20 protein-coding genes and 1 tRNA gene are annotated in these 25,124 nt (G+C 65.3%); 7 read left to right on the plus strand and 14 right to left on the minus strand.

Annotation, left to right across the window (positions count from 1 at the left end; all coding sequences use genetic code 11):
• Positions 1–265 precede the first annotated feature (265 nt).
• Both KNN17_RS14240 and KNN17_RS14245 read left to right on the plus strand, forming a co-directional pair.
• On the plus strand, positions 266–1,135 hold the full coding sequence (locus tag KNN17_RS14240) for a winged helix-turn-helix domain-containing protein (protein ID WP_078106591.1): 870 nt from the start codon (positions 266–268) through the stop codon (positions 1,133–1,135).
• A gap of 87 nt (positions 1,136–1,222) precedes the next feature.
• On the plus strand, positions 1,223–1,753 hold the full coding sequence (locus KNN17_RS14245; protein ID WP_241709687.1) for a SixA phosphatase family protein: 531 nt from the start codon (positions 1,223–1,225) through the stop codon (positions 1,751–1,753).
• A gap of 7 nt (positions 1,754–1,760) precedes the next feature.
• Here the strand turns inward: KNN17_RS14245 and KNN17_RS14250 are convergent, their stop codons facing one another.
• Complete coding sequence (locus KNN17_RS14250; RefSeq protein WP_241709688.1) at positions 1,761–2,711, minus strand: LysR family transcriptional regulator; 951 nt, start codon at positions 2,709–2,711, stop codon at positions 1,761–1,763.
• A 72-nt stretch (positions 2,712–2,783) separates the two neighbouring features.
• On the opposite strand from KNN17_RS14250, the gene KNN17_RS14255 reads away from it, so the two are divergent.
• On the plus strand, positions 2,784–3,740 hold the full coding sequence (locus KNN17_RS14255) for an EamA family transporter (protein WP_241709689.1): 957 nt from the start codon (positions 2,784–2,786) through the stop codon (positions 3,738–3,740).
• Here KNN17_RS14255 and KNN17_RS14260 read toward each other — a convergent pair.
• The 12 genes from KNN17_RS14260 to KNN17_RS14315 form a co-directional block, all read right to left on the minus strand.
• A complete protein-coding gene (locus KNN17_RS14260) occupies positions 3,713–4,318 on the minus strand; it encodes a hypothetical protein (RefSeq protein ID WP_241709690.1) in 606 nt (201 codons plus the stop codon). The genes KNN17_RS14255 and KNN17_RS14260 overlap by 28 nt on opposite strands.
• A 63-nt stretch (positions 4,319–4,381) precedes the next feature.
• A complete protein-coding gene (locus KNN17_RS14265) occupies positions 4,382–5,014 on the minus strand; it encodes a TetR/AcrR family transcriptional regulator (protein ID WP_241709691.1) in 633 nt (210 codons plus the stop codon).
• A complete protein-coding gene (locus KNN17_RS14270) occupies positions 5,011–7,047 on the minus strand; it encodes a YhgE/Pip domain-containing protein (RefSeq protein WP_241709692.1) in 2,037 nt (678 codons plus the stop codon). The genes KNN17_RS14265 and KNN17_RS14270 overlap by 4 nt, the downstream gene beginning before the upstream one ends.
• Positions 7,044–7,760: an ABC transporter ATP-binding protein gene (locus KNN17_RS14275; RefSeq protein WP_241709693.1), complete on the minus strand. Its 717-nt coding sequence runs from the start codon at positions 7,758–7,760 to the stop codon at positions 7,044–7,046. Before KNN17_RS14275 ends, KNN17_RS14270 begins: the two co-directional genes overlap by 4 nt.
• A 74-nt stretch (positions 7,761–7,834) precedes the next feature.
• Positions 7,835–9,295, minus strand: a complete 1,461-nt coding sequence (locus tag KNN17_RS14280) for a dihydrolipoyl dehydrogenase family protein (RefSeq protein WP_241709694.1) — start codon at positions 9,293–9,295, stop codon at positions 7,835–7,837.
• A 61-nt stretch (positions 9,296–9,356) separates the two neighbouring features.
• A complete protein-coding gene (locus KNN17_RS14285; RefSeq protein ID WP_241709695.1) occupies positions 9,357–10,043 on the minus strand; it encodes an N-acetylmannosamine-6-phosphate 2-epimerase in 687 nt (228 codons plus the stop codon).
• A gap of 45 nt (positions 10,044–10,088) precedes the next feature.
• A complete protein-coding gene (locus KNN17_RS14290) occupies positions 10,089–11,048 on the minus strand; it encodes an ROK family protein (protein WP_241709696.1) in 960 nt (319 codons plus the stop codon).
• Positions 11,049–11,675: 627 nt separating this feature from the next.
• Complete coding sequence (locus tag KNN17_RS14295) at positions 11,676–12,593, minus strand: dihydrodipicolinate synthase family protein (protein ID WP_241709697.1); 918 nt, start codon at positions 12,591–12,593, stop codon at positions 11,676–11,678.
• Between the two features lie 36 nt (positions 12,594–12,629).
• A complete protein-coding gene (locus KNN17_RS14300; RefSeq protein WP_078106580.1) occupies positions 12,630–13,436 on the minus strand; it encodes an ATP-binding cassette domain-containing protein in 807 nt (268 codons plus the stop codon).
• On the minus strand, positions 13,433–15,571 hold the full coding sequence (locus KNN17_RS14305; RefSeq protein ID WP_241709698.1) for a dipeptide/oligopeptide/nickel ABC transporter permease/ATP-binding protein: 2,139 nt from the start codon (positions 15,569–15,571) through the stop codon (positions 13,433–13,435). Before KNN17_RS14305 ends, KNN17_RS14300 begins: the two co-directional genes overlap by 4 nt.
• A 2-nt stretch (positions 15,572–15,573) precedes the next feature.
• Entirely contained in the window at positions 15,574–16,530 is a 957-nt protein-coding gene (locus KNN17_RS14310) for an ABC transporter permease (protein WP_274619728.1), read from the minus strand.
• Between the two features lie 110 nt (positions 16,531–16,640).
• Positions 16,641–18,281: an ABC transporter substrate-binding protein gene (locus tag KNN17_RS14315; RefSeq protein WP_241709699.1), complete on the minus strand. Its 1,641-nt coding sequence runs from the start codon at positions 18,279–18,281 to the stop codon at positions 16,641–16,643.
• Positions 18,282–18,642: 361 nt separating this feature from the next.
• Here KNN17_RS14315 and KNN17_RS14320 point away from each other — a divergent pair, with 361 nt between their 5' ends.
• Positions 18,643–19,371 (plus strand): FadR/GntR family transcriptional regulator, encoded by a 729-nt coding sequence (locus tag KNN17_RS14320; protein ID WP_078106576.1) that lies wholly within the window; start codon positions 18,643–18,645, stop codon positions 19,369–19,371.
• A gap of 164 nt (positions 19,372–19,535) precedes the next feature.
• Here the strand turns inward: KNN17_RS14320 and KNN17_RS14325 are convergent.
• Positions 19,536–19,609, minus strand: a tRNA-Arg gene (locus KNN17_RS14325).
• Positions 19,610–19,892: 283 nt separating this feature from the next.
• Between KNN17_RS14325 and KNN17_RS14330 the strand changes: the two genes are divergently transcribed.
• From KNN17_RS14330 to KNN17_RS14340, 3 genes are all read left to right on the plus strand, one after another.
• A complete protein-coding gene (locus KNN17_RS14330) occupies positions 19,893–21,719 on the plus strand; it encodes a phosphoenolpyruvate carboxykinase (GTP) (RefSeq protein WP_241709700.1) in 1,827 nt (608 codons plus the stop codon).
• 167 nt (positions 21,720–21,886) lie between these two features.
• Positions 21,887–24,469, plus strand: coding sequence for a PEP/pyruvate-binding domain-containing protein (locus KNN17_RS14335; RefSeq protein WP_241709701.1), 2,583 nt, complete (start codon positions 21,887–21,889; stop codon positions 24,467–24,469).
• Between the two features lies 1 nt (position 24,470).
• Complete coding sequence (locus KNN17_RS14340) at positions 24,471–25,076, plus strand: TetR/AcrR family transcriptional regulator (RefSeq protein ID WP_241709702.1); 606 nt, start codon at positions 24,471–24,473, stop codon at positions 25,074–25,076.
• Positions 25,077–25,124: the final 48 nt, after the last annotated feature.

The following is a 25,124-nucleotide window of genomic DNA, read 5'->3' on the forward strand; positions in this document are numbered from 1 at the left end:
TGTTACTTGCAAGTTCCCTTTGTTACGTTGCACACTTCAAATGTGAACAAGAACTCAACAGCATCTGCAGCCGCAGCGATCGAGCCCAGCGCACCCGCTGGTTTTTCGATGAGCTGTTGTCGAATGCATGCCTAACTTCAGACCCCAGGAAGTTTCAGGCATTCGCCCCCTGCCCAGCGTCGGGCGCCCCTCCCCATCTCATTGCGGGGACCAGACCAGCATTCGAAGCCGCGATGACGGCTATTCACTTTGAGGTAAGCACTCCATGTCAGTTGCATCCGGATACGTCCATATCTCCGTCCGTAACGCCAATAAGGCCGCGTCGAACGCCGGCCTGCGTCCCGGCTTCGGAAACCGCCCGGCCTACGCCCAGCCCGCACCGCAGGGTGGCAGCCAGGCGCCCGGTTACGTCCCCCAGGGCTACAACCCCAACTCCTACGGACAGCTCCGCGCCGTTCCCGCCAACGAGGCCGCGCCAATGACTGCGCCCACGCCCGTCCTGGCTCCCGCAGACCGCTCCATCCGCCCCGTTGCCAGCGACAATGTGGCCCGCGGGTTCGTGCTCTACATGGGCATTGACGAAGACACCGCCGCTGCCGCAGGAACGTCCATCGCCAAGCTTGCCCAGGAAATCCGGGCTTACGCACAGTCCCTCGTTGCCGGTGCCGAGAGCTATGCCGCCGTCGCGGTAGCCCCGGCCAGTGCGCCCGGTTCGGCGCTCGACGTCGTCCGCTCGACTTTCGGTGACCCGACTGTTGGCAACCGCCAGCGCTCCGAAGCGCTCCGCCCGCAGCCTGCCCAGGAAGCCCGGCCGTCCGGCGTCTTGATCGACCTCGCCCGCCGTGAGGTGCACCTCGACGGCGAATCCCTGAACCTCACGTTCAAGGAATTCGAACTCCTCAACTACCTCGTCGAGAACGGCACCCGCACCGTGGGCCGCGATGAACTCCTCGAAGGCCTGTGGCGCAACGCCGAAGAAGTCCCGAACGAGCGCACCATCGACGTCCACATCCGGCGCCTCCGCTCCAAGCTCGGCCGCCTCGCGAACACCGTCCGGACCGTCCGCGGCCAGGGCTACCGCTTCTACGAGCACCCCGAGGTCATCGTCTGGGCCGCTCCGGAATACTCGATCTAGCCCCACCCAACTGACTCGCATTTGTTGTCGTTTTGAGCCCTCATAACGGCAACAAATGCGAGTCAGTTGGGATAGTAGGGTGGGGGGATGAGCGAGCATCACATCAAGCGGCTGGTGATCATGCGGCACGCGAAGTCGGACTGGCCCCTCGGGGTGCCGGACCATGAGCGACCCCTTGCCGAGCGTGGCCACCGGGAAGCCCCGCTCGCGGGCAAATGGCTCCTCAAGCACCACGTGATTCCGGACTTCATCTTGTGTTCGTCCGCGCTCCGGACCCGCCAGACCTGCACCTGGGTGTGCAGCGAACTGGGGGACAAGGCCCCGACGCCGAAACTCGAGGACGGCCTCTACGCCGCCTCCGCGCAGCGGATGTTGACCGTCATCAACCACGTGCCCGAAACCGTCACCACGCTCATGATCTTTTCGCACATGCCCGGCGTGCAGGAGCTCGCGATGCACCTGGCTTCCCGCGACTCTGACCATGACGCCTACATGGACGCCGCCACGCGCTACCCCACGAGCGCCGTGACCGTGATGGAACTCGAGAAGCCGTGGGCTGAACTCGATGGCCAGGATGCCCGGCTGACCCACTTCACCGTTCCCCGCCCCAAGAAGTAGTCCCCGGCTAATCCACCTCGAGGCCGGCCGCCACATCCTGCAGCAAGCGCACCACATGGCGGATGCTGGGACTTGCCGTCATCGTCTTGCGGTACACGATTCCCACTTGGCGTTGCTGCATCGGGTTAACCACGGGCACCGCCACCACTCCGGCGGGAAGCTCAGGCCTTCCGAGCCGCGGCACGAGGGCCACCGCCACGCCCTGCTGAACCATGGCGATATGCGTGGAAAAGTCGGGGTCGTAGATGCGGATGTCCGGCACGCGGCCCAGGCCCGCGAGGATTGCCAGCAATGCTTCATTGCAAATGGCCCCGGCCGGCGTGCTGATCCAGCTTTCGTCCACGAGGTCGGTAGGCTCGACGGCGGTCCGTCCGGCCAGCGGGTGCGCCGAGTTGAGCAGGACGTCGGCGGTGTCCAGGCAGAGGTCCTCGTGGACCATGTTCTCCGGAATGACCAGGGGCACTGAGTGCCAGTTGTGCACGACGCCGAGATCGGCTTCACCGGTGGCGACCCTCTGGACGGCCTCGCGCGGGTCCTCGGCCACCACCCGGATTTCAAGCCCGGAGCCGCCAGGCCCGGAACTCGCCCGCGAGCCCGTGCCAGCCTGAGCCGCGCCCAGTTTCCCCAGCATCGGCCCCACCAGTCCGCGGCAGGCGGTGGAGAATGCCACGAGCCGCAACACGCCGCTTGGCTTCGCAGGGTCGGCGAGCAAGGTGGCCTGCAGCTCTTCCAATTCGCCCAGGATGCGCCGTCCGTACTCGGCCAGCGCCATGCCGCGGTCCGTCAGCAGTACGCCGCGGCCGTGACGTTCCAGGACCGTCACGCCGCTTTGCTTCTCGAGCTTCTTGATCTGTTGGGAGACCGCCGAGGGGCTGAATCCCATCGCCTCCGAGGCGGCCACCACGGAGCCTTGCTGTTCCACGGCTACGAGGGCACGCAACGCCGCAATCTCAATCATGAAGCAAACGTACACGATCCGATGCAGAATTCAACGCTGGTGCTTCATCCTTTTGACTGCCAGAGTTGAATCGTGAATATCCGACACTCAGCACTCGCCGTCCTCGTCGCCGTCCTTTGGGGCCTGAATTTCGTCGCTATCGACTTTGGCCTACACCCCGCAAGCGGGAATGGCAGTGACGGGAGCGGTGGAGCGGCCGACGTGCCGCCGCTGCTGTTCGTCGCCATGCGCTTCGTGCTGGTGGTGTTCCCCTGCATCTTCTTCGTCCGCAAGCCGAACGTGAGCTGGAAGGCGATCATCGGCGTCGGGCTGTTCATGAGCGCCGGGCAATTTGGCCTCCTCTACCTGGGCATGGCCCTCGGCATGCCAGCCGGGCTCGCGTCACTGGTGCTACAGGCGCAAGTGCTCCTGACGGTGCTCTTGGCGGCCAGGTTCCTGGGCGAGCGGCCCAGCAAGCGCCAGCTGACGGGCGTGGTGCTGGGTGTGGCCGGACTAGCGCTGGTGGCGGTCGGTCGAAGCCTGGTGGCTCCGGTGGTGCCGCTCATGATTGTGCTTGCCGCCGCGTTGTCCTGGGCTGCGGGAAACATCATCGCACGCAAGGCCAAGGCTGCCTCGGGACTGGGGCTCGTGGTCTGGTCCGGAGCGGTGGTCCCGTTGCCGCTTGCTGCCTTGTCGCTCCTCGTGGACGGCCCTGCCGCCGTCGTCGGGACCCTTTCCAACCTTCAGCCGGCGACCATCCTGAGCGCCCTGTACACCGCCATCTTCGCCTCGCTGGTGGGTTACGGCATCTGGAACCGGCTACTCAGCCTGTACCCGAGTTCGGCCGTGGTGCCGTTTACGTTGTTGGTCCCGGTGGTGGGAATGACCGCGGCGTGGCTGCTCATCTCGGAGGTCCCGACGACGGCGGAACTGGCCGGCGGCCTCCTCCTGCTGGGCGGCGTGGCCACTGCCGTGCTGCAGCGGCGAGCGAAGCCTGGGGATGTGGCCGCGCCCGAAATGAGTCAGCGCCTGGGTGCCGGCTTGCGCTGAGCCGGCGCTCCCGACGTCGGGCGTTTGGCGGAGGTGGCCGGGGCCGGTTTCCGCGGGACAGGTCGCTTCACGGCCCCCGACGCCGGACGGGCCGCCGGCCGCTGGGCGGGCCTGGCGGGTGCCGGGGAAGGGCGCGAAGCAGGCCGGGGCGCTGGACGCCGGGCTGCCGGACGGGCCGCCGCTTTCGCACGGCGGGACGGCCAGACCGCCCCCAGGAACAAGACCAGCAAGGAACTGCAGCCGGCAAGGGCGGCGAGGTAGAAATAGATGTCCGAGTCCTTGGTGCTCACCGCGCTGCCCAAGGCGTTGTCATCCTGGTTGAAAGCGAGCCCCCACATGCGCAGGAAAGCGATTCCGAACGCGATGAACAGGATGCACGAGATGGCTCCGAGAACCAGCATGAAGTGCCTTCGACGGACGATGACCTCCGCGACGCACGCAAGGTAGCCGAGCGCCAGGACCCCGAGGAAGGTGTACATCACGTTTTCGTCGAGGGTGATGGCAAGGAGCACCAGCAAACCAGCGGACACCACGGCAGAGACGATCGCAAGCTTTCCGCTGTTCCCCATGTGACGCATGGGATCAATCATCCCTGACCGGCTGGCGGCGCCACGCCTCTGGGCGCGGCAGTTGCCATACCGTTACCGCAGCACGTAGCCGCGCATGATGGTCATGACGGCCGCTATGCTCTGCTCCCGGGTGCGCTCGGGGTTGTACGTCTGCCGGTCAAGGCCCACCACGAAGATCGCCCCGAACATGGCGGCCTCGAGGCTGCCCCGGGCAATTCCCGTATCCACGGGGTACGTGGTGGCGACTTTTTCGATCGCCGCGCCGATCACGGACAACAACTCGCTGCGGAGTTCGACGAAGAGCTTGCCCCACTCGCTGGGAGTCCGCCAGTTCTCGCTGATCCAGAGCCGCGCGAAGGACGGATAGTCGTCCATGAAGTCCATGGCCTGGCCGAGCATGGCTTCCATGGCCTCGAGCGGATCGGAGTGCAAGCCCTCGATGGTCTGGAGCCGCCCGAGCATGATGTCGACGCCGTGGCGCAGCAACTGGGCGATCAGGTCGGACTTGCTGCCGAAGTTGTAATAGACCGTTCCCTTCGACACCCCGGCTGCGGCCGCGATCTCGTCCACCGTGACGCCCGCCGCGCCGCGCTCGCCGATCAGCTCCATGGAAGCATCGAAAAGGCGCTGCTTGGTCGCGTTCGTGCGCGCCGGGCGGAGCTTCTTCTCCGGGAGCCCGGTGACGTCCGGCTCGTGCATGCTCATACCGCGATCTCCGGTTTCAGGGTCTTGAGGGTCCAGAACTTGTGCTTACGGACGGCCAGCGTGGAAAGCGCGGCTCCCAGCACAGTGTAGCCAAGCAGGCCCAGGACAATCGGCCAGATCATGGACAAATCGCCGCCGTAGATCAAGTGCCGCATGCCGGTCACCACGTAACCCATCGGCATGATCTCGTGCACCACGTGCAGCGGCATGGGGGTTGTTTGCCAGGGGAACGTTCCGCCGGACGACACCAACTGGAGGACCAGCAGGATCAGCACCACGAACTTGCCCGGAGTTCCCAGGAGCGCCACGATGCCCTGGATGAGGGCAGTGAACGCCATGACCGCAGCCAGCATGAATAACCACATCCACACGGGGTGCGCCGCGTTGAGGCCCAGCCCCAGGTCCACCACGAGGGTGAGGATACTGGCCTGCAGCACGGACACCACGAAGAACGGCAGCCAGCCGCCGACGGCGATTTTCCATGACGGAGCGTTCGACGCCAGGGCCCGCTGCGTGATGGGACGCATCGCCTGGACCAGCATGAACACACCGATCCAAAGGGACAGCGTCAGGAAGAACGGGGCCAGGCCCGCACCGTAGGACCCTGCCTTGGCCTGCGAAACGTTGTTGACCGCAACCGGATCGGCGATCACCTTGGACACCTCGCTCTTTTGGGCGTCGTTCGGGTTCGGGACCTTGCCTGCGCCCTTCGCCAACTCGCTCGCCAATGTGCGGGATCCGTCCGCAGCGGTCGCGGCACCGCTCGCAAGCTGCGCCGCGCCGCCGTCGAGCTTTGCCGCACCGTCCGCCAGGGCTGCCGTGCCGTTGACGGCGGACTGTTCGCCCGCCGCGAGCGTCCCGGCGCCGGAGCTGAGCTGGTCCGCGCCTGCCGAGGCCTGGCCGATGGCGCCCGTCAGCGCCGGCGTGGCGCCCGCAAGCTTGGCAGCGCCCGCACTGACCGCGGCAGATCCGTTGGAAAGCTGCTGGATCTGCGCGGCGTCCGCCGAGATCTTGGCTTTGGCATCGGTGACCGGGCCGGACGCTGCCGCGGTGTCGAAGTCGGCCAAGATCCTATTCGCCTGGTCCTGCGTGATGACCCCGGCGGACACGAGCCGCGCGTTGGACGCCACCACGCGGTCCCGCGCGCCGGCGTCGAACGCTGAAAGCTGCCCGACGACGTCCTGGACCTTTGCGTTCAGCTGCGCGTTTCCGGCGGCTACTTGGGCGGCGCCGTCGGCGAGCTTCTGCGAGTCGGCCGGAAGGGACGCGGTCTTGTTCTTCAGTTCCGTGAGCCCCGCGCTGAGCTGCCCGGCGCCGTCGTTCAGCTGGTTGGCGCCGTCGCGCAACTTGGTTTGGCCTGCCAGGAGTTCGGACGCGCCGCTGCTGAGCTTGCTGGTTCCATCGTGGAGGGTGGCCGCGCCGTCGCTCAGCTTGCCGACGCCGTCGGCGAGCTGGGAGGCTCCGTCGGAGGCTTTGACGATGGAGGCGTGAATGGTTCCGAAGCCCGTGAGGAGCTGGTTTGCGGTTTCCTCGCCCACTTCCTTGGCCACCGTCGAGTGCACCGCGGTGGTGAGCTTGTCGACGATGGTGCTGAGGAGGTAGTTGTTCGCGTCGTTGGTGGTGACGTTGAGCATGGCCTGGTTGGCTGCATTGAAACTGCCGGGCGAGACCAGGTTGGCCGAGAAGTCCTTGGGAATCTTCAGGGCGAAGGCGTACTTGCCGGATTCAACGCCGGCGTCGGCTTCGGCCGCCGTGGTCACCCGTTGCCAGTTGAAAACGTGGCTCTGCACGAGGCTGTCGGCAACCTTCTGGCCGGCCTGCAGCTCGGGGCCGCTGGCCGGCTGGGCTCCCGCGTCCTCGACGACCAGCGCGGCGTCGATCTGGTTGAGGTTGCCGTACGGGTCCCAGTTCGCGTAGAGGTACACGGCTCCGTAGAGCAGGGGCACCATGGTCAGGGCGAGGATGGTCAGCTTAGGCAGGAGCCCGCCGGTCATGCGTTTGAGTTCGGAGCGGGCCAGCCGCAGAACAGTCACTTTGCGGTCCTTTGCAGGGTTTCGGGTACTTCTTCGGGATCTTCTTGCGCGGCGTCTGCGGGTTCCGCGGTTTCGGCGGGTGCCGCGTGCGTGACCGAGTTGCCGATCACCGCGGCCGGGCCGTCCCAGGTGTCCGGGAGGGCAGAAACAACCGCGACGACGGCGAGCGGCCGCCCGGCGTCGTACGCCAACTGCTCAAGGCGGGGGAGCCAATCCGCGGTGTTAGCGCTGTGGCGGTCCGGGGAGTCGAGCACCAGGAGGTCAAGGGCCGGGTCCGCGAGGGCAAGGGCGATCAGCAGCTCAAGGCGTCGGTCCGCGGGGAGCTGCTCAATCCACAGTCCGGCGATGTCCTCGAAACGGTTGACCTTGAGCCACGGCTTGCTGAGGAGCGCGCCGCGGTAGCGGCGGGGGATGAGGGAGAGGTCTTCGGTGACGAGGTCGCGGACGCTCAAATGCTGCTCGGGCTCGTTGACGCCGGGAGCGTCAATGATGGCGCTCGCGGCCCGGACCTTTTTGGTCTTCGTGGAGTTGTCCCAGCTCAGGAGGCCTTTGTTGGGCTTCATCCGGCCGCTCAGCGCAAGCGCCAATGCCGTGCGCTGGTCCTGACCGTCCCCGCTGACCAGGAGAAGTTCCCCCCGCCTGGCTTCGAGGGACGTGGGAGGCAGGAGATCGTCCCGGCGGCCGTCGATCTGGAGTTGCTGTGCAGACAGCACAATTGGACCTTTCGCAGAACCTGTTATCTGCTCCAATCGTAACTGAACTGACCAGTCAGTTCAAATAGACTCCATCACAGGCCGTACTTCTCCAACAGGCGCAGCCACACCTCGCTGATGGTCGGGAACGACGGCACCGCGTGCCATAGGCGGTCCAGTGGGACTTCGCCCACAATCGCGATGGTTGCGCCGTGCAAAAGCTCGGCTACTCCAGGCCCGGCGAACGTCGCGCCCACCACCACCTTCCGGTCCTCGTCCACCACCAGTTGCGCCCAGCCTTCGTAATTTTCCGAATGCAGCTGGGAGCCGGACACGTTGATGGGGAGTTCCACCGAGCTTGCGTTGATGCCCTTCTGCAGCGCCTGCTTGAGGCTCGGGCCCACGGATGCCACTTCCGGATCCGTGAAGACCACGCTCGGGATCGCGTATTCGTCGGCCGTCTTCGCCAGGGAACTCCACGGTTTCGGGGTGCCGTGGAGGGTTCCTTGGGCGCGGGCCACAATAGCGTCGCCCGTTGCCCTGGCCTCGTACTTGCCCTGATGGGTGAGGAAGACAGATCCCGCGGCATCGCCGGCTGCGTAAAGCCACAGCCCGCTGGTCCCGTCGCTCGCTGCGCCCTCAACCAAGCCGCTCGAGTCCGTGGTGAGGCGCAAAGGCTTGCCCTCTTCGGCGTCGAGACCCACGTTTTCGAGTCCCAGATTGTCAAGGGAAGGCCGACGACCTGTGGCCACCAGCAACTCGTCACTCTTCAAGACCGTCCCGTCGCCCAGCGTGACGCTGAAGGCAGTGTCCGGGTTGTGTTCGACCCGCGCCGTGTCTGCCCCAAGGTGCAGATCGACGCCGTCGGCCCGCAGCCCCGCCGCGACCAAGTTGGCGGCTTCCTCGGGAAATGCGCTCAACAGTCGGCCTCGGGCAACGATCGAAACCGACGAGCCTAGGCGGGCGAAAGCCTGGGCAAGCTCGACGCTGGCCACCCCGCCGCCCAACACGATGAATCGTTGAGGGATGTGCCGCACCGAGGTGGCGCCGCGGGTTGTCCAGTAGGGGACGTTGCGCAAGCCGTCGATTTTCGGGATGAGCGGTGTGGATCCGGTGGCCACCACCACGGCGTGATGGGCTTTGAGCGAGTAGCTGGTGCCGTCCTTGCCGTCTACTTGGACTTCGCGCGGGCCCGTGATGCGCGCCCGGCCCCGGATGAGCTCGATCCCCGTATCTACGAGCCATTGGACCGCTCCGTCGTCCTGCCATTTGTTGGTGAAGTAGTCGCGGTACTTCAGGACCGGTGCGGGGTCCAGGACCTTGGTGACGGAGTCCGACGCCCCGGGCACTGATTGTGCCGTGTGCAGTGCAGTTCCCGGCCGAAGGAGCGCTTTGGAGGGTATGCACGCCCAGTAGGAGCATTCCCCTCCGACGAGCTCGGCCTCCACAATTGCGCAAGTGAGGCCTCCCCGGACCACGCGATCTGCAACGTTCTCACCCACAGCCCCGGCGCCGATCACGATGACATCGAATTCCCGGATATTCTCCTCAGCCATGGGAGAAGCCTACGCCCGGACACAGGCCGGGATGAGGGACCCGGCCACGGATTCTGCAGGGTCAGGCGTCCATTGCGCCTCTGAACCAGCTGGTGATGCTCGCCGGATGCGTGATGGCGGTACCGACGACGACGGCGAACGCCCCGGCGTCGAGCGCCTGGCGGGCTTGTGCGGGGGTGTGGATGCGGCCCTCGGCGATGAGCGGCTTGCCTAGTCCGGCGCCGGCGATTTCCGCGAGAAGCTCAAGGTCGGGGCCGTCTGTCTTGGCACGTTCCCCGGTGTACCCGGCCAGCGTGGTGCCGATCAGGTCAGCACCGGCTTCGACGGCGGCCACAGCATCAGCGAAGGAACCGCAGTCGGCCATGACCAGGGCGTGCGACGCGGCGTGGATTCCGTCAACGGTTTGCTTGAGGCTCAAGCCATCGGGACGCGTGCGCCGCGTGCCGTCGATAGCCACGACGTGAGCGCCGGCATTCGCGACGGCGAGGGCGTGCCGGAGCGCCGGGGTGATGAACACGCCGTCGTGCCCGTCCTTCCAGAGCCCGATCACCGGAACCTCCACCGCGGCGCGGGTGAACTGGACGTCTGCGAGGCCCTGGACCCGGACTGCCGCGGCACCACCGATAACCGCGGACGCCGCCACCTGGCCGGTGGTCCGGGGATCCCGCATGGGTTCGCCCGGGTAGGCCTGGCACGACACGATCAACTGCGAGCGGAGGGCTTCGAGGCCGTCGGGGGTCAAGATCATGGGGTTCTCCTTGCGAGGTTGTTCGGGTTTTCGGGCGTTCGCGGGTCAGTTCATGACGAGTTTGGCTGCGCCCACAATCGCCGCGGTATTGCCGAGCGCCGCGGGAAGCACGGGAATGTCAGCAAGCGGGCCCATGAGCTCCTTGCGCAGGGCGCGTTCCATGGGTTTCCACCAGAAATCTCCCGCATCCGCCAGACCGCCGGAAACCACTACCGTTTCCGGGTCGAGGATGTTGACGAGCCCGCCGACGGCCTGCCCGGCAGCACCCGCGCCCGCCCCGATGGCTTTGATGGCGGCAGCACTGTCAGCCGCGGCGGCACTATCGCCGTCGCGGGCCACGGCAAACACGGCACGCGTGTCCGCGACCTCGGAGGAGCCGCCGAAACGGATGAACGACTCATGGATGGCCGGCCCCGAGGCGATCGCCTCGACGTGGCCCGAGCCGCCGCACACGCACGGGAGGGCTGTGCCCTCGTGATAGGCGTACGGCGACGCAAAATGCCCCACGTGCCCACCCACATAGTGGTGCCCCAAAACAGGAGAGCCGTCCAGCACAAAGCTGCCGCCCACACCTGTCCCGAAAGCCACCATCAACGAACTCGAAGACCCCGCAGCCGCCCCACGCCATGCCTCACCCAAAGCATGCGCATGCACATCATTGACTGCACTGACCGAGCCCCGCGGCAAGCCAAGGAGTTGCGCCAGCCCGGCCGTCAACCTTGTCCCGGCCCACCCCAGAATCGCATCAGTCGCAGAAACCACCTCACCATTCACTGCATCGATGACCCCGGCAGAACCCACGCCAACACGCCCGACGTCGATTCCCGCACCCGCCGCCCGCCGCATGAGCCGCTCCACGAGTGCCGCCGTCTCCCGCAAAATCACGTTGCCCCCACCCCGATTCAACGTAGGAATCTGCTCCGAGAACAACACCTCCCCGTCGGCCCCCACAACCCCGGCAGCCGTCTTCGTCCCCCCAAGATCAACCCCGACCACGTACTTCATGTTTTGTCCTCCGGATCGTTCGATTGCTTGGTTGAGACCGCGTGTTGCGGTTGCGTTTTTGGTCAGTTGTGGTTGCGCCCGCGTCTGGCTGCGGTTTGTCTATGGTCGGGTTAGCTGTGGCTGGGACAGCGCCAAGCCGCGGCCTTGCCGGCGCTTAGACACCTCCCGACGTCGCCTTCCGGTCGCTGGGCGACCTTCAGACGACTCTGGTCGGCGATGCGCGCCTACGCAAGACCCCGGCCCGGCGCCTCAGGCGGTCGACTCACCTGACGCAGCGTGCTGTCGCCTCGCCGATCGCCGGCCGCACCGACTGATACCGACGCTCCCGAAGCGGGCGGTGACCCGATCGCCCGAGTGCCGGAGGGACGGTTTTGTGTAGTCCCGCATCGCCGACCAGAGCATTGCGGAAGTCGCTCAGCGACGGTAATGCGGCGTCGGGAGGAAGAGAAGCCCCAGGGGCCCGAGCCGAGCTTGCGAGGCTTGGGGAGGGGCTGAACGCTAAGGGACGGCAAAACTGGTCCGCCGGCACGACCCGACCACTGGAATCCACCTAAGGTGACGCTGACTGCAACCCGCTTAGGTGAGCGGCGATCCGAAACTCAGGCGGGCCGAGCCGGCGCCGCCTCCCTAGACGAGGCCGTTGCGTTCGAGGATCGTCCGGATTGCGGAGGTTTCTTCGGCGTTCAGGGAGAGCATGGGGGCGCTCATGGTGTTGGATTCGATGATGCCCATGATTTGGAGGGCCGTCTTGAAGGCGCCTAGTCCTGCTGCGCCGCCGGAGACCCGGCCGTTGGGGGTGTAGACGATGTCGAAGAGGTCGGCGAGGCGGTCTTGTTCGGTGGCCGCGGCGGTCCAGTCTCCGCCTTGGGTGGCGTCGAACAGGCGGCGGTAACCGGCGGGGTCGACGTTGCCGAGGCCGGGGACTACGCCTTGGGCGCCGGCGAGGAGGGCGCCGTCGACGACGATTTCGTGGCCCGTGAAGATGTCGAAGTTGGGGATGTCCTTGGCTGCGAGGACGAGTTGGCGGAAGGAGACGTCGTCGCCGGAGGAGTCCTTGACGCCTGCGATGACGCCGTCGCGGCCGAGGCGGACCAGGAGATCGGTGGGCAGTTTGAAGTGGGTGCGGACAGGGACGTCGTAGGCGAAGATCGGCTTGTCCACGGCAGCGTGGATGCTGCGGAAGTGGGTTTCGGTCTCCTCGGCGTTGCCGATGGCGTAGTACATCGAGGTGACCACGATGGCGTCGGCGCCGAGATCCACGACTTTGCGTGCTTCTTCGATGACGCGGTTGGTGGTTTGCTCGTTGGCACCCACGATCAGGGGCACGGCGCCGGCATTCGCGTCGGCGATCGTGGAGACGACGAGGTCGCGCTCTTCGTTGGTCATGTAGGGGACTTCGCCCGAGGAGCCCAACACGAAGAGGCCGGACACGCCGCCGTCGAGCAGGTGCTTGGTGACGTTCTTCAGGGACGCGGTGTCAACGCGTCCGTCAGCGTGGCGGGGGGTGATGACCGGGGGAATGACGCCCTGGAACTGAGTAGACACAGAAATCTCCGTTGCTTGGATCTGGATGGGAAAAACTTAGGTGTGAAGCAGGCTGGGCGCGGCGCCGAGCAGCTTCTTGGTGTAGTCGTTGCTCGGGTTGTCGAAGACCTGGGCGGCCGGGCCTTCCTCGACGATCTGTCCGAAGTACATGACGCAGATGCGGTCGGAGACGTAGCGGACGGTCTGGATGTCGTGCGAGATGAAAACCATGCCGAGGTTCAGCTGGGTTTTCAGGTCGGACAGCAGGTTGAGGACTTGGGCGCGGACGGAAACGTCGAGGGCCGACGTCGGCTCGTCCGCCACGATAATGTCAGGGTCCAGGGCAAGGGCGCGGGCAATCGCCACGCGCTGGCGCTGGCCGCCGGAAACCTGCGACGGCGTGACCTCGCCGGCCGATTGCGGCAGGCCGACGAGGGCCAGCAGTTCCTTGACCTTGTCGGAGCGCGACGCGGCGTTGCCGATGCCGTGCACCTGCAGGGGATCGGTGAGGATATCCTGGATGGTCATGCGCGGATTGAGTGCCGTGGCCGGGTCCTGGAAGACCACGGAGACGGCGCGTCCGAATTCCTTGCGCATCCGGGCGTTGCGTTTGATGGCCGGCTTGCCGTGGAAGAGAACCTGGCCCGACGTCGGGGCCTGGAGTCCCACGAGCACTGAAGCGAGCGTGGACTTGCCGCAGCCGGACTCGCCGACGATGCCGACCGTTTCGCCGCGGCTGATGCTGAAGTCCACGCCGTTGACCGCCTTGACGATGTTCGGCCGGAAGAGACCGCCCGTGCGGGCACGGTGGTGGACCTTGACGTCTTTGAGCTCGATGACCGGCTTGCCGGTTGAAACGCTCACTTTGCGTCCTCCTTCAGGTGGCTTGCCCAGTAGTGGTCGCGGTCTACTCCGTCGCCGGCAGGATCGACAACGGCGAGGACCAATTGCTGGTTCGGGTCGGCGTCGGGCCTCAGCGAGCGGGCCGCAAAGCGGTCGCCGGGAGCGAAATCGCGCGGCGACGGGACGGTGCCGGGGATCTGGTGGAGGCGGACGGCGTCGGCCTCGATCGACAGGACCGCGCCCAACAGGCCGCGCGTGTATTCGTGCCGCGGGTTTTGCAGGAGCTCCGAAGCCTGTGCGGATTCCACCACCTGGCCGGCGTACATGACCGTGATCCGGTGCGCCAGGGAGGCGACCAGGGCGAGGTCGTGGCTGACGAAGACCATGGCGAAGCCGAGCTGCTCGCGCAGTTCGTTGAGCAGTTCCACTACCTGCTTCTGGACGGTGACGTCGAGGGCGGTGGTGGGTTCGTCAGCCACCACGATCTTCGGCGAGCGGGAGAGCGCCATGGCGATCAGGACGCGTTGGCGCTGGCCGCCGGAGAGCTCGTGCGGGTAGCTGGCGAGCGTCCGGACGGGATCGAGCTTCACCATTTCCAGCAACTCGGCGGGGGTCTTGCGTCCGCCGCGCCTGGTCAGCTGGGTCATCTGCTCCTTGATCTTCATGGAAGGGTTGAGCGAGCTCAACGCATCCTGGTAGACCATGGCGATCTGTTCGCCGCGCAGGCCCTGGTAGGCCTTGGCGTTGCTGTGCTTCGAGCCGGAATCCAGGAGTTCCTTGCCGTCGAAGGTGATGGACCCGGTGATCTCGGCGGTCTTTGGCAGGAGGCCCATGATCGCGAGGGAGGTGATGGACTTGCCGCAACCGGATTCGCCAACCAGGCCCATGGTCTCTCCTTCGCGGACGGTGAAGGAGACGTTGTCCACGATCGCGGTTTCGCCGAAACGGCCGGGGAAGCGGATGGATAGGTTCTTGACCTCCAGCACGTTGCGGGCGTCGGCGGGGACCTGGGCGAGCCGGTCCGTGCGCTTGGCCTCGATGGACGCGAGGAGCTCGAGCTCCTTATCCAGCAGGGCGTGGGGATTCTCCACCGCGAGTCGCGGATCATTCAGGACAGACGCCGCGTAGTCCTCTTCCGAGAGCGGATCGCCGTTGGCGGCGCGGACGCCGTCGAGCTCGTGCTGCTCGACCACGGAAGACTGGGCTACCGACGTCGCGATCTCGGTATCGACGGCGGCACCGGCCACTGCCGCGCCCGCAAAGGCAGCGGCAGCACCGTCGTCGTCCTTCACAACGGGAGCCTTGCGCAGCTTCGGGTTCACCATGGCATCGGTGAGGCCTTCGGCGAGGATGTTCAGCGCAAGCACGGTGAGCAGGATGGTGAGGCCGGCGAAGGTGGTAGCCCACCAGCCGCCGGACAGGACAAGGTTGCGGCCGTAGGAGATGACGTTGCCCCAGGACGGCGCGGGATCCTGGACACCGGCGCCGAGGAAGGACAGGGATGCTTCGAGGATGATGGCGTCGGCCACCATGACCGTCGCGAAAACCAGCACCGGGGCCGCGGTGTTGCGGACAATGTGCTTGAGGAGGATGTAGGGGCGGCTTGCACCCATCACGCGTTCGGCGCGGACGTAGTCTTCACCGTATTGGGAGAGCACATTGGCGCGGACTACGCGGGCGAGCTGCGGCGTGTAGATGATGGCGATCGCGACGATGATCGTGGGCACCGAGTTGCCGAATGCGGCCAGGAGTACGGCTGCGAGGGCGATGCCCGGGAACGCCATGAGGATGTCCATGAGGCGCATGATGATCTCGTTGACAGCTTTGCTGGACGTCGCGGCCAGGGAGCCAAGCACTGCGCCGACGACGATCGCGAGGGCCACTGCGCCGAGGCCGATCATGAGTGAAGACTGCGAACCGTAAAGGAGCCGGGAGAAGACGTCCCGGCCCAGGCGGTCGGTACCGAAGAAGTGGTCGCCGTCCGGCGCTTGCGCCGGAATGAACGTTTCCAGGGGATCGTGCGGCGCGATGACAGGTGCGAAGATCGCCGCCAGGGCGATGACCACGAGGAACAACAAGGCAAAACGCGATCCCCACGGGAGGGACTTGAAACGGACGCCCGGGGCGCTGAGCCGTTCAGCAAGTTTGCTGCGCATGGCTATACCGTCCTGATTCGGGGGTTGATGAGCAGGTACAGGAGGTCAACCACGATGTTCACCAGAACGAAGGTGACCGAGATGGTGAGGACCACGCCCTGGACCAGGTTGACGTCCAGGTTGGTGATCCCGTTGAGGATCAGCTGGCCCATGCCGGGAAGGGCGAAGATCATTTCAATCACGACGGCGCCGCCCAGGAGGTAGCCGATCCTGAGCCCCAGCACGGTCACCGGAGTCACGAGCGCATTGCGCAGGACGTTCCGGGAAACCACTTCGCGGTAGGGGACCCCGTTGCCGATGGCCGTGCGGACGTAGTCGCGGTCGAGTTCCTCCACCATGGACGTGCGGACCACGCGGATAAGCGAAGCCGAGACCGGAATGCCGAGGGCGAGGGCCGGGAGCGCCATCGAGTTGAGCCAACCGCCGAAGCCGGACTCCGGCGTCGCGATTCCACCCGAGGGAAACAGCGGGTTGTCGCCGAGCGCGAACCACTGGATGAGCAGGATGCCTAGCCAGAAGGACGGGGTGGCGATCGCCGCGATGGAGAAGATCCGCACCAGCTGGTCCTGCCACTTGTCGCGGTAGAGGGCGCCGATGATGCCGAAGACCAAGGACAGGACGATGGCGATGATCACGCCGAGGAAGGTCAGCTGGAGGGTCAGCGGGAAAGCCGAGGCGATCATGCTCGCCACCGACTTGGACGGCGGGGTGGTGACGCCAAGATCGAGATGCAGGAGCCTGCCGAGGAAACGGAAGTATTGGACGAACAGGGGATCGTTCAGGCCGTTGTCCTGGCGGTACTGCTGTTTGGCTGCCTCGCTGGCGCCTTCGCCGAGGGCCGTGCTGGCCTGGTCGCCTGGTGCTGCTTGAAGGACGAGGAAGACCAGCAGTGTGATGCCCAGGATCATCAAGGGCAATGCTGCGAGCCTGCGTCCAAGCAGACGCAATATCATGACCAATTTGTTCTCCGGTTACTTTGGTGCGGGTACCCAACTAACTCGCAGTAAGTGTCGTTTTGAGCCGTCTAAACGACAACAAATGCGAGTCAGTTGGGGTGGGGTGCGGCGTGCTACGAAGTGCGGCCGACGCCGATGAAGGACAGTCCCGTGGTGGGCAGCGGCTTGAAGCCCGACAGCTTCTTTTCGTCCCAGGCACTGGGGAGCTGGCGGTGGAACAGCGGGTACAAGGGAAGTTCCTCGGAGACGAGGTCCACGATTTGGCCGGTGATCTTCTTCGCGTCAGCGGCCGCGGCCTGTGATCCCTTATCCATCAGGCCCTGGAGGGTGGCGCTTTCCGGGGTAGTCCAGTAGGCGCGCTTGGCCATCCAGGTGGCGCCGGAGTAGAACCAGCTCAAAAGCAGGTCCGCGTCGTTGCCGAAGACGGAGGGGTCGCCAGGGGCCGCGACTACCGAGAAGTCGGCTTTGCCGACCCTGTCTGAGTACAAGGCTCCGGACTGCAGGTTCTTCGCGGTGACCTTGACGCCGGGGATTTTGTTCCAGGATTCCAGCATCAGCGGGGCAACGTCCTTGACCCAGGCGGTATCCGTGGTGAGCAGTTCGAATTCGAGGTTGCTCACGCCGGCCTGCTTGAGGAGGTCCGCGGCCTTCTGGGGATCGTAGCCATAGACGTTCTTTGCCTTGACGTAGTCCGGGTGGCCCTCCTGGAAGTACGACGACGCGGCCTTCGCATTGCCGAACAAGGCCTTCTTGATGATGGCGTCTTTGTCCAGTCCATAGTGGAGTGCCTGGCGGACCAGCTTGTTGTCGAACGGGGCCTTGGCACAGTTGAACATCAGGAACAGCATGCCGAAGGACTGCACGGATTCAACCCGTGTCTTGGACTTGAGCCCGTCCATGTCCAGGTAGGGGACGTCTTCGATCGCCTGGACGCGTCCCGACTGGGCTGCCGTGACACGGGCTGCCGCGTCCGAGAGCAACAACCAGGTCATCCCCTTGGCGAGTGCCGGCTTGGGGCCGTTGTAATCGGCGAATGCTTCGAAGACGATCTTGTCGTCCTTGACGGCCGAGATCAGCTTGTAGGGGCCGGAACCGACGGGCTTGGCATCGAATCCCTTCTGATCGGTCGAGGCCAACGCCTTCGGAACCACCTTCACCACGGAGATTCGCGGTCCGAAACCGGGGAAGGGGTATTTCAGCGAGAATTCCACCGTCTTCGCGTCGAGGGCCTTGACGTCTTTGATGAAGGGAATGAACTGGGAGAACAAGGACTTGTTGGCCGGGTCCATCACGCGGGTGAAGGAGTAGACAACATCGTCCGTGGTGACGGGGGCGCCGTTGTGGAACTTGGCGCCGTCGCGGATGGTCACCTGGTACGTGGTGTCGTTGACCTTTTTGGGGTCGCTCGCGGCCAGCGCGTTATAGGGCTCGCGGGTAGCGGGGTGGAGTTCCACGAGGCCTTCGAAGATGTGCAGGTTGGCGGCCTGCGGCGTGGCGCCGGAAGACGTCAGCGGGTCGAAACCCGTGGACAGGGCATAGGAGATGCCTGCCTCGATGGTGAGGTCCTTGTTGACGGTCGCAGTGTTGTTCGCTCCGTCCGTCGTGGTGGAGGCAGGACCGCCACACGCGGACAGGGTGGCCGTGAACGCTGCCGCGGCTCCGATCGCCCCGGTCAGCTGGAGGAAGTTGCGCCGGCTCGCGTCGCTGACCAGCGGCAGTTTGTTAATCGTGTTGCTCATAAGATGCCTCACCATTCAAGTTTTCTGGTTATCGGATGTAGGACATCCGATGCTCGTAAAGAAACTGTAAGGGCGGTCACACGAAGTCGTCAAGCGAGATCTGGATCACTGGCGACCCGACGGGCGGCTCCGGCGCTGCCAGCGGGGGCTGCCGTCGGGGCCTTGCGCCACGGTTCGCCGGCGGGGTCGGCCTGGGGCTCGGTCAAAAATAAGGGCGAACATCTATCAAGGAGATGGGACATCCGATATTGTATGTTGCGAAGCACTATATCCACGGTGGGCGCTAGGCTCACCTCAACATTAACACCGCACTGATTCCTTGTCCCCGGTCCGCACAGGATCCAGGCCAAGGATGAGTACTTTTGCAAGGAGAGCCATGACCACTTCCGGTGTCGTTCCGCAGGCGCGGTTCAGCGCACAGGCCCGGCTCAGGGCCCTCCAGTCGGACATTATGGAATTGATCCTCGAGCGCGAGCTCGAGGCGGGCGATCCATTGCCCACGGAAAACGAACTCTCGGTGGCTTTGGGCGTAGGGCGCAACACGCTGCGCGAGTCCCTGAAAGTTCTGCAGGCCCTCGGTGTCATCGAGATCCGCCATGGTTTTGGCATGTTCGTCGCCCCGAGCAACTTCGAGGCGCTCGCCGACGGCCTGACGTTCCGGGGCCGTTTGTCGCTGCGCCACCAGGGGCTCGAGGCGCTGCAACTCGTAGACGTGCGCCAGGCCCTCGAGTCGGGGCTGATCGGATCCTCGATGGATGTGATGACCACCGAGCAGCTCGCTTTGATCGAAGAAGCCGTCAAGCAGATGGAGGAGCTCGCGAACTCCGGCGAGAACTTCGTCGCCGCCGACGCCGAGTTCCACCGCCGGCTGTTCGAGCCACTGAACAACGAGCTCCTCATCAACCTGATGGGCGTCTTCTGGAAGGTCTACCGGAAAATACACGTGGAAATCGGCTCCGACAACGAAGATCTTGTAGCCACGGCGGCCATGCACCGAAGCATCTACACCGCCGTCGCCACCGGGGACAAGGCCGCGGCAGCCGAACTGCTCAACCGCCACTTCGATGGGATCCGCCGCCGCATCAGCGACGCCGTCGCGGTCTAAAGCCTGGCACCCAAGCTCACGGGCCGCCGTCGTACTTTGTCATGAAGTACGACGGCGGCCCTTGCCTGTTGTGCGCGCGGCACCTGGAGGGCGCGCCAACCAAACTCGGGCCTGGAATTTAACGAAAAAAGACCCGCACCGGAGCCGGTGCGGGTCTTGATTTGTGCGCCCAGAGGGATTCGAACCCCCGGCCTTCTGTTCCGTAGACAGACGCTCTATCCAGCTGAGCTATGGGCGCATCTTGGTGATTCTGGGGAGTTTCAAACTCGTTCCCCCCTCGAACCTCAATAAACTTTACGCGAGATCGCTGTTGGTGCCAAATCGATGCGGTGTAATCTGCCTAACTAGACCGGTCTATGTGACCTTGGTCACTAAATTTGGCAAATCTTTGACGCAGATCCTTGATTTTTAGGGGTTTTGCGTCGAAATGGTCAAGAGATCCCATGTCTGGACCCAGATTGGTCTACTCCGCGACCCCTAGCATTTAGGACACACCACTGAACCCGAGGAAGGGAACCACGATGGGCGATCTGGCGCGACTGCCGTTGCTTGAGAAGGCACCTACTACGCATGCACGCCTGTTGGCCTGGGTGGAGGAAGTAGCCGAGCTGACACAGCCGGACCGCATCCACTGGGTCGACGGCAGTGAAGCTGAAAACAAGAAGCTGACCGACGAACTCGTTGCGGCCGGCACCCTGAAGAGGTTGAACCAAGAGCTCTTCCCCAACTCTTTCGCTGCATTCTCTGATCCCGCGGACGTAGCCCGCGTGGAAGAACAGACCTACATCTGCTCCGAGAAGGAGCACGACGCAGGCTTCACCAACAACTGGATGGCTCCGGCCGAGATGAAGCAGAAGCTGCGCGCGCTGTTCGCCGGCTCCATGCGCGGCCGCACCATGTACGTCATTCCGTTCGTCATGGGCCACCTGGATGCCGAAGATCCGAAGTTCGGCGTCGAGATCACCGACTCCGCCTACGTTGTTGCCTCGATGCGCATCATGGCCCGCATCGGCACAGACGTCCTTGAGCGCATTACGCAGACCGACGCTTTCTTCGTCCCCGCGTTGCACTCCCTCGGCGCTCCGTTGGAAGCCGGCCAGGCCGACGTCGCATGGCCTTGCAACCCCGACAAGTGGATCGTGCACTTCCCGGAAGAGCGCTCCATTTGGTCCTTCGGCTCCGGCTATGGCGGCAACGCACTCCTCGGCAAGAAGTGCTACGCCCTCCGCATCGCGTCCGTCATGGCCCGCGACGAAGGCTGGCTGGCCGAGCACATGCTCATCCTGAAGCTGACTTCGCCCGAGCAGAAGACCTACTACATCTCCGCGGCATTCCCCTCCGCTTGCGGCAAGACCAACCTCGCGCTGCTCGACCCCACCATCAAGGGCTGGAAGGTCGAGACCCTCGGCGACGACATCACCTGGATGCGGTTCGGCAAGGACGGCGAACTCCGCGCCGTCAACCCCGAGGCCGGCCTGTTCGGCGTCGCTCCCGGCACCGGTTGGGGCACCAACCCCAACGCGATGCGCGCTATTGCCAAGGGCAACAGCATCTTCACCAACGTCGCGCTGACCGACGACGGCGGCGTCTGGTGGGAGGGCATGACGCAGGAAACTCCGGCGCACCTGACTGACTGGCAGGGCAACTCCTGGACTCCCGAGTCCGACAAGCCTGCTGCGCACCCGAACTCCCGCTTCTGCACCCCGATCGACCAGATCGACATGCTCGCCGAGGAGTACTTCAGCCCCGACGGCGTAGAGCTCTCCGCGATCCTCTTCGGCGGCCGCCGGAAGACCACCATCCCGCTGGTCACCGAGGCCCGTGACTGGTCCAACGGCATCTTCATGGGTTCCACGCTGTCCTCCGAGACCACCGCTGCTGCGGCCGGTGCCGTCGGCGTCGTGCGCCGCGACCCCATGGCCATGCTGCCGTTCATTGGCTACGACGCAGGCGACTACCTGAACCACTGGGTCAACCTGTCCGCCAAGGCCAACCCTGAGCGGCTGCCCAAGATCTTCCTGGTCAACTGGTTCCGCCGCACTGCCGAAGGTGGATTCGCCTGGCCCGGCTTCGGTGACAACGCCCGCGTCCTCAAGTGGGCCATCGAGCGGCTTGAAGGCAAGGCCGACGCCGTCGAGACCCCCATCGGCTTCGTGCCGACCGGCGAGGCCATCGATCTCGAAGGCCTGGACATGACCCCCGCCGAGGTGGAAGCCGCAGTACGCGTCGACCCGGCCGAGTGGGAGACCGAACTGGCATCGATCGAGGAATGGTACGCAAAGTTCGGCGGTTCCCTGCCGGCCGCGCTCATCTCCGAGCTCGACGGACTGAAGGCCCGCCTGGCCTAGCCCACCTGCCGGAACCTGGCTTACGACGACGGCGATCCCACACCTGGTGCGGGATCGCCGTCGTCGTTTCCGCACGGTGGAGCAGTCGTCGCGGAGCATTGTGCCGTGATCGGGCCGAGAGTAGCTTTTAGAGAACCAGCAGTTCTCTAATTCCGGGGGTCCGCGTTATGGACGATGCCCAGCAGCACACCAAAGACTCCACGGGGTCGGGACCGCCTGAAGCGCCGAAGCCGACCATCGCGTCCTTGGCCCAATTTGGCGTGGGGGACATCGCTGTTGCCGGCGGAAAAGGTGCCGCCCTGGGGGAGTTGGTGCGTCAGGGGTTTCCCGTGCCGCCGGGATTTATCCTCACCACGGACGCGTACTCGTCCTTCCTGGCGGAAACGAACGTGGGTGCCGCGCTGGGCGGTTTCCTGTCCGTCGGGCCGGATGAAGCTCCCGACGGCGGCGATGGTACCGGTAGTGCGGCACTCCGGGCCCTCTTCGCCGGGGCGGAAATGCCCGGCTGGCTGCGGCAGGAGATCCTCGATGCCTATGCGGGGCTGGGCGGCGGGCCAGTCGCGGTCCGCTCCAGCGCCACGGCGGAGGATCTTCCGGGAGCCGCGTTCGCCGGTCAACAGGACACCTATCTCAACGTGCTCGGCGGAGACGGTGTCGTCCAGGCGGTCGCCAATTGCTGGGCATCGTTGTGGACGGACCGGGCCATGGCCTATCGCCGACGGCAGGGGATCGATCCGCACGAGGTGGCGATCGCCGTCGTCGTGCAAAAAATGGTGCCCGCCGCGATGGCGGGCGTGCTGTTCACTGCGAACCCGGTCACGGGCGAGCGCGGCGAGATGGTGGTGGACGCGAACCCCGGGCTGGGGGAGGCCGTGGTCTCCGGGAGGGTGACGCCGGAGCACTACGTGTTGGACCGCTCGGGGAAAACGCTGAGTTTCACGCCCGGTGGCCGCGAGGTGGTGATCAGCGTGGCCGAGGGTGGCGGTACGCAGGAAAACTCCGGTACGCAAAGCACGAAACCAGGGCTCGCCGCGGAGGAATTGGCGGAACTCGCCAGGCTGGGAAGGAAAGCCCAGCAACATTTCGGCCGGCCACAGGACATCGAGTGGGCGGCGGTCGACGGAACGCTTTACATCCTGCAGTCGAGGCCCTTGACCGCCCTCCCGCCCCAACCGCCCGTCCTCAACGCGGTCCAACGGCGCGTCGGGCCGTTCTTCATCGAGATGTTCCAGGAGCGGCCCTATCCCTTGGACGTATCCGGCTGGATGAGTAGGGGGATCCTCGCCATGCTGCACGGGATGGCCGGGAGCGTGGGGGTGGTCTTCCCGGCGGTGGAGGAGTTGCTGCCGGAGGAAGACGGGGTGGTGGTCCAGCTCATCCCGCCGGTTCCGCGCCCGACTGTCCGGACGATTGCCGCGCCGCTGTCCTTGTTGCGCCGGGCGAGGCGATTCAAGGCTGCCGCCTGGACCCGGGATCCGCGTTTCTCCCTGTTCCTCGGCAACATCGAACGACTGAACGGCACGGACCTTGGCCCGTTGCGGTGGCGCGTGGTTGTTGCATTTGCCGGGGAATGCTTCGCGGCGATGCAGAGCATCACAGATTTGAGGGTTTCGTATCTGCCGGGCATCCTGGTGCCGGTGCTGAAAATGCGGTTGATGCTCTTGCTCCTGGGCAAGACGAAGCTTGCGCCTGCATTGATCGCCGGGGCGGAAACGCGGACGAGCCAAGCGAACAGGGCCCTCGAACGGCTCGCTTCCATCGCGGGGGACGATCCGGGGTTGTCCCGCGCGTTACTTGATTCAGCACCCCGTGAGCTCCTGGACGTGGTGGAAAAGGAACCCGGTCATCGCGCATTCCGAGAGGCTTTCGAGGCGTTCCAGCTCGAGTACGGCCACCGCGAAACCACGAGCGTTGTCCTCAGTAGTTCGCCTACGTGGTCCGATGCCCCCGAGGTGGTTCTGGGGTTGGTCAAGGCCATGTCTGGAGAACGGCCTCAAACAGTTGACCAGTCCGGGGATGCGCTCGCGGCACTGAAACGCCATCCGGCCCTCCGTTTCGAACCGCTGCGTCGGCGGGTGCTCGCCGCCGTCGAGTCCGCCCAAGCCGGCATGGCGTTCCGCGAGGACAGCCACTTCTACGCGACCAAAGCGATCCCGCCGATCCGCCGGGCCTACCGGGAGCTAGGCCGCCGGTTGGTGTTGGCCGGCGTGCTCGATGAGCCCGACGAAATCTATCACCTGCGGTTCGAGGAACTGGAGTCCATCAAGGACAACGACGACGGCGCTCTGCCGGCTTCGCTCCGTGACCGATTCCGGCCGCTGGTGCTGGCGCGCGCGGCGAAGCGGCGCGGGCTCGAAGGCATCCCGTTGCTCGATCCTGCTTTGCTCTTCGCCGGGAACCGCAAGGTCGAAGGGGCCCTGGTCTCCGGCACTCCGGCCAGCCGGGGCCAAGCGACCGGTCCGGTCCGTGTGATCCGTGGACCGGCGGAGTTCGGACAATTGCGCAGTGGCGAGGTCCTGGTCTGCCCGTATACCAACCCGGCCTGGACGCCGCTGTTCCAGAGGGCCGCCGCGGTTGTGGTGGACGCCGGTGGGCTCGGCTCACACGCGGCGATTGTCGCGAGGGAATACGGCATTCCGGCCGTCATGGGAACCGGCTCTGGCACGAGTATCCTGGCCGACGGCCAACGGGTATTCGTGGACGGAACCCGGGGAGTGGTTCTGCCGGCCGCTTCGGCGGAGAGGCCTTGAGATGCCGCAGCAGCGGGATCACCGGAAGCTGCCGCGCCGCCGCGGGGCGGCCCTGAACAGCGCAATCTTCAAGGCGGTCCGGGAAGAGATCGCCGAATCCGGCTACGCAGGGTTGACCATGGACAGCGTTGCCGAGCGCGCCAGGGCGAGCAAGGCGTCGCTCTACCGGCGGTGGCCCGGGCGCGCGGCCCTGGTCCTCGAAGCAGCCTACGATGCCATGCCTGGTCCGGCGTCCGCGCCCGATACCGGTAGCCTGCGCGGAGATGCCCTCGCGATCCTGCGGCTCGTGGCCCAGCAACTGGAAGGAGCAGTAGGGCAAGCCATGCGCGGGCTCTTGGGGGAGGCGCTGCAGAATCCGGCGGTGGCGGCTGAGATCCGGGAGTACGCCCGCGGCAACGTGGCAAAGATCATGCGCGCCATCATTGAGCAGGCCGCGTCCCGCGGCGAATGCGATCCGAGCGTAGCGACGGAGACCAGGATCGAGGCCGGCCCCGCCTTGTTGCGGCAGCGGTTCATCTTCTCGGGCGCGCCGATCGACGACGAATTCCTGGTGCACGTGGTGGACGAGGTGATGCTGCCGCTGCTAATGGCCGGGCCGCCCAACTGACTCGCAGTAGGTGTCGTTTTGGGGCCTCTAAACGACACCTACTGCTTG

Origin of the sequence: Arthrobacter bambusae (assembly GCF_022606295.1) — a bacterium.
GTDB lineage: Bacteria > Actinomycetota > Actinomycetes > Actinomycetales > Micrococcaceae > Arthrobacter > Arthrobacter bambusae_A.

What these genes read in the sequence shown, in the direction of transcription:
- KNN17_RS14280 (WP_241709694.1), bottom strand. Translation starts at nt 9,295, where the DNA reads ATGGCTGAGGAGAATATCCGGGAATTCGATGTCATCGTGATCGGCGCC.
- KNN17_RS14290 (WP_241709696.1), bottom strand. Translation starts at nt 11,048, where the DNA reads ATGAAGTACGTGGTCGGGGTTGATCTTGGGGGGACGAAGACGGCTGCC.
- KNN17_RS14305 (WP_241709698.1), bottom strand. Translation starts at nt 15,571, where the DNA reads ATGCGCAGCAAACTTGCTGAACGGCTCAGCGCCCCGGGCGTCCGTTTC.
- KNN17_RS14250 (WP_241709688.1), bottom strand. Translation starts at nt 2,711, where the DNA reads ATGATTGAGATTGCGGCGTTGCGTGCCCTCGTAGCCGTGGAACAGCAA.
- KNN17_RS14335 (WP_241709701.1), top strand. Translation starts at nt 21,887, where the DNA reads ATGGACGATGCCCAGCAGCACACCAAAGACTCCACGGGGTCGGGACCG.
- KNN17_RS14245 (WP_241709687.1), top strand. Translation starts at nt 1,223, where the DNA reads ATGAGCGAGCATCACATCAAGCGGCTGGTGATCATGCGGCACGCGAAG.
- KNN17_RS14330 (WP_241709700.1), top strand. Translation starts at nt 19,893, where the DNA reads ATGGGCGATCTGGCGCGACTGCCGTTGCTTGAGAAGGCACCTACTACG.
- KNN17_RS14320 (WP_078106576.1), top strand. Translation starts at nt 18,643, where the DNA reads ATGACCACTTCCGGTGTCGTTCCGCAGGCGCGGTTCAGCGCACAGGCC.
- KNN17_RS14260 (WP_241709690.1), bottom strand. Translation starts at nt 4,318, where the DNA reads ATGCGTCACATGGGGAACAGCGGAAAGCTTGCGATCGTCTCTGCCGTG.
- KNN17_RS14340 (WP_241709702.1), top strand. Translation starts at nt 24,471, where the DNA reads ATGCCGCAGCAGCGGGATCACCGGAAGCTGCCGCGCCGCCGCGGGGCG.
- KNN17_RS14265 (WP_241709691.1), bottom strand. Translation starts at nt 5,014, where the DNA reads ATGAGCATGCACGAGCCGGACGTCACCGGGCTCCCGGAGAAGAAGCTC.
- KNN17_RS14315 (WP_241709699.1), bottom strand. Translation starts at nt 18,281, where the DNA reads ATGGTGAGGCATCTTATGAGCAACACGATTAACAAACTGCCGCTGGTC.
- KNN17_RS14240 (WP_078106591.1), top strand. Translation starts at nt 266, where the DNA reads ATGTCAGTTGCATCCGGATACGTCCATATCTCCGTCCGTAACGCCAAT.
- KNN17_RS14285 (WP_241709695.1), bottom strand. Translation starts at nt 10,043, where the DNA reads ATGATCTTGACCCCCGACGGCCTCGAAGCCCTCCGCTCGCAGTTGATC.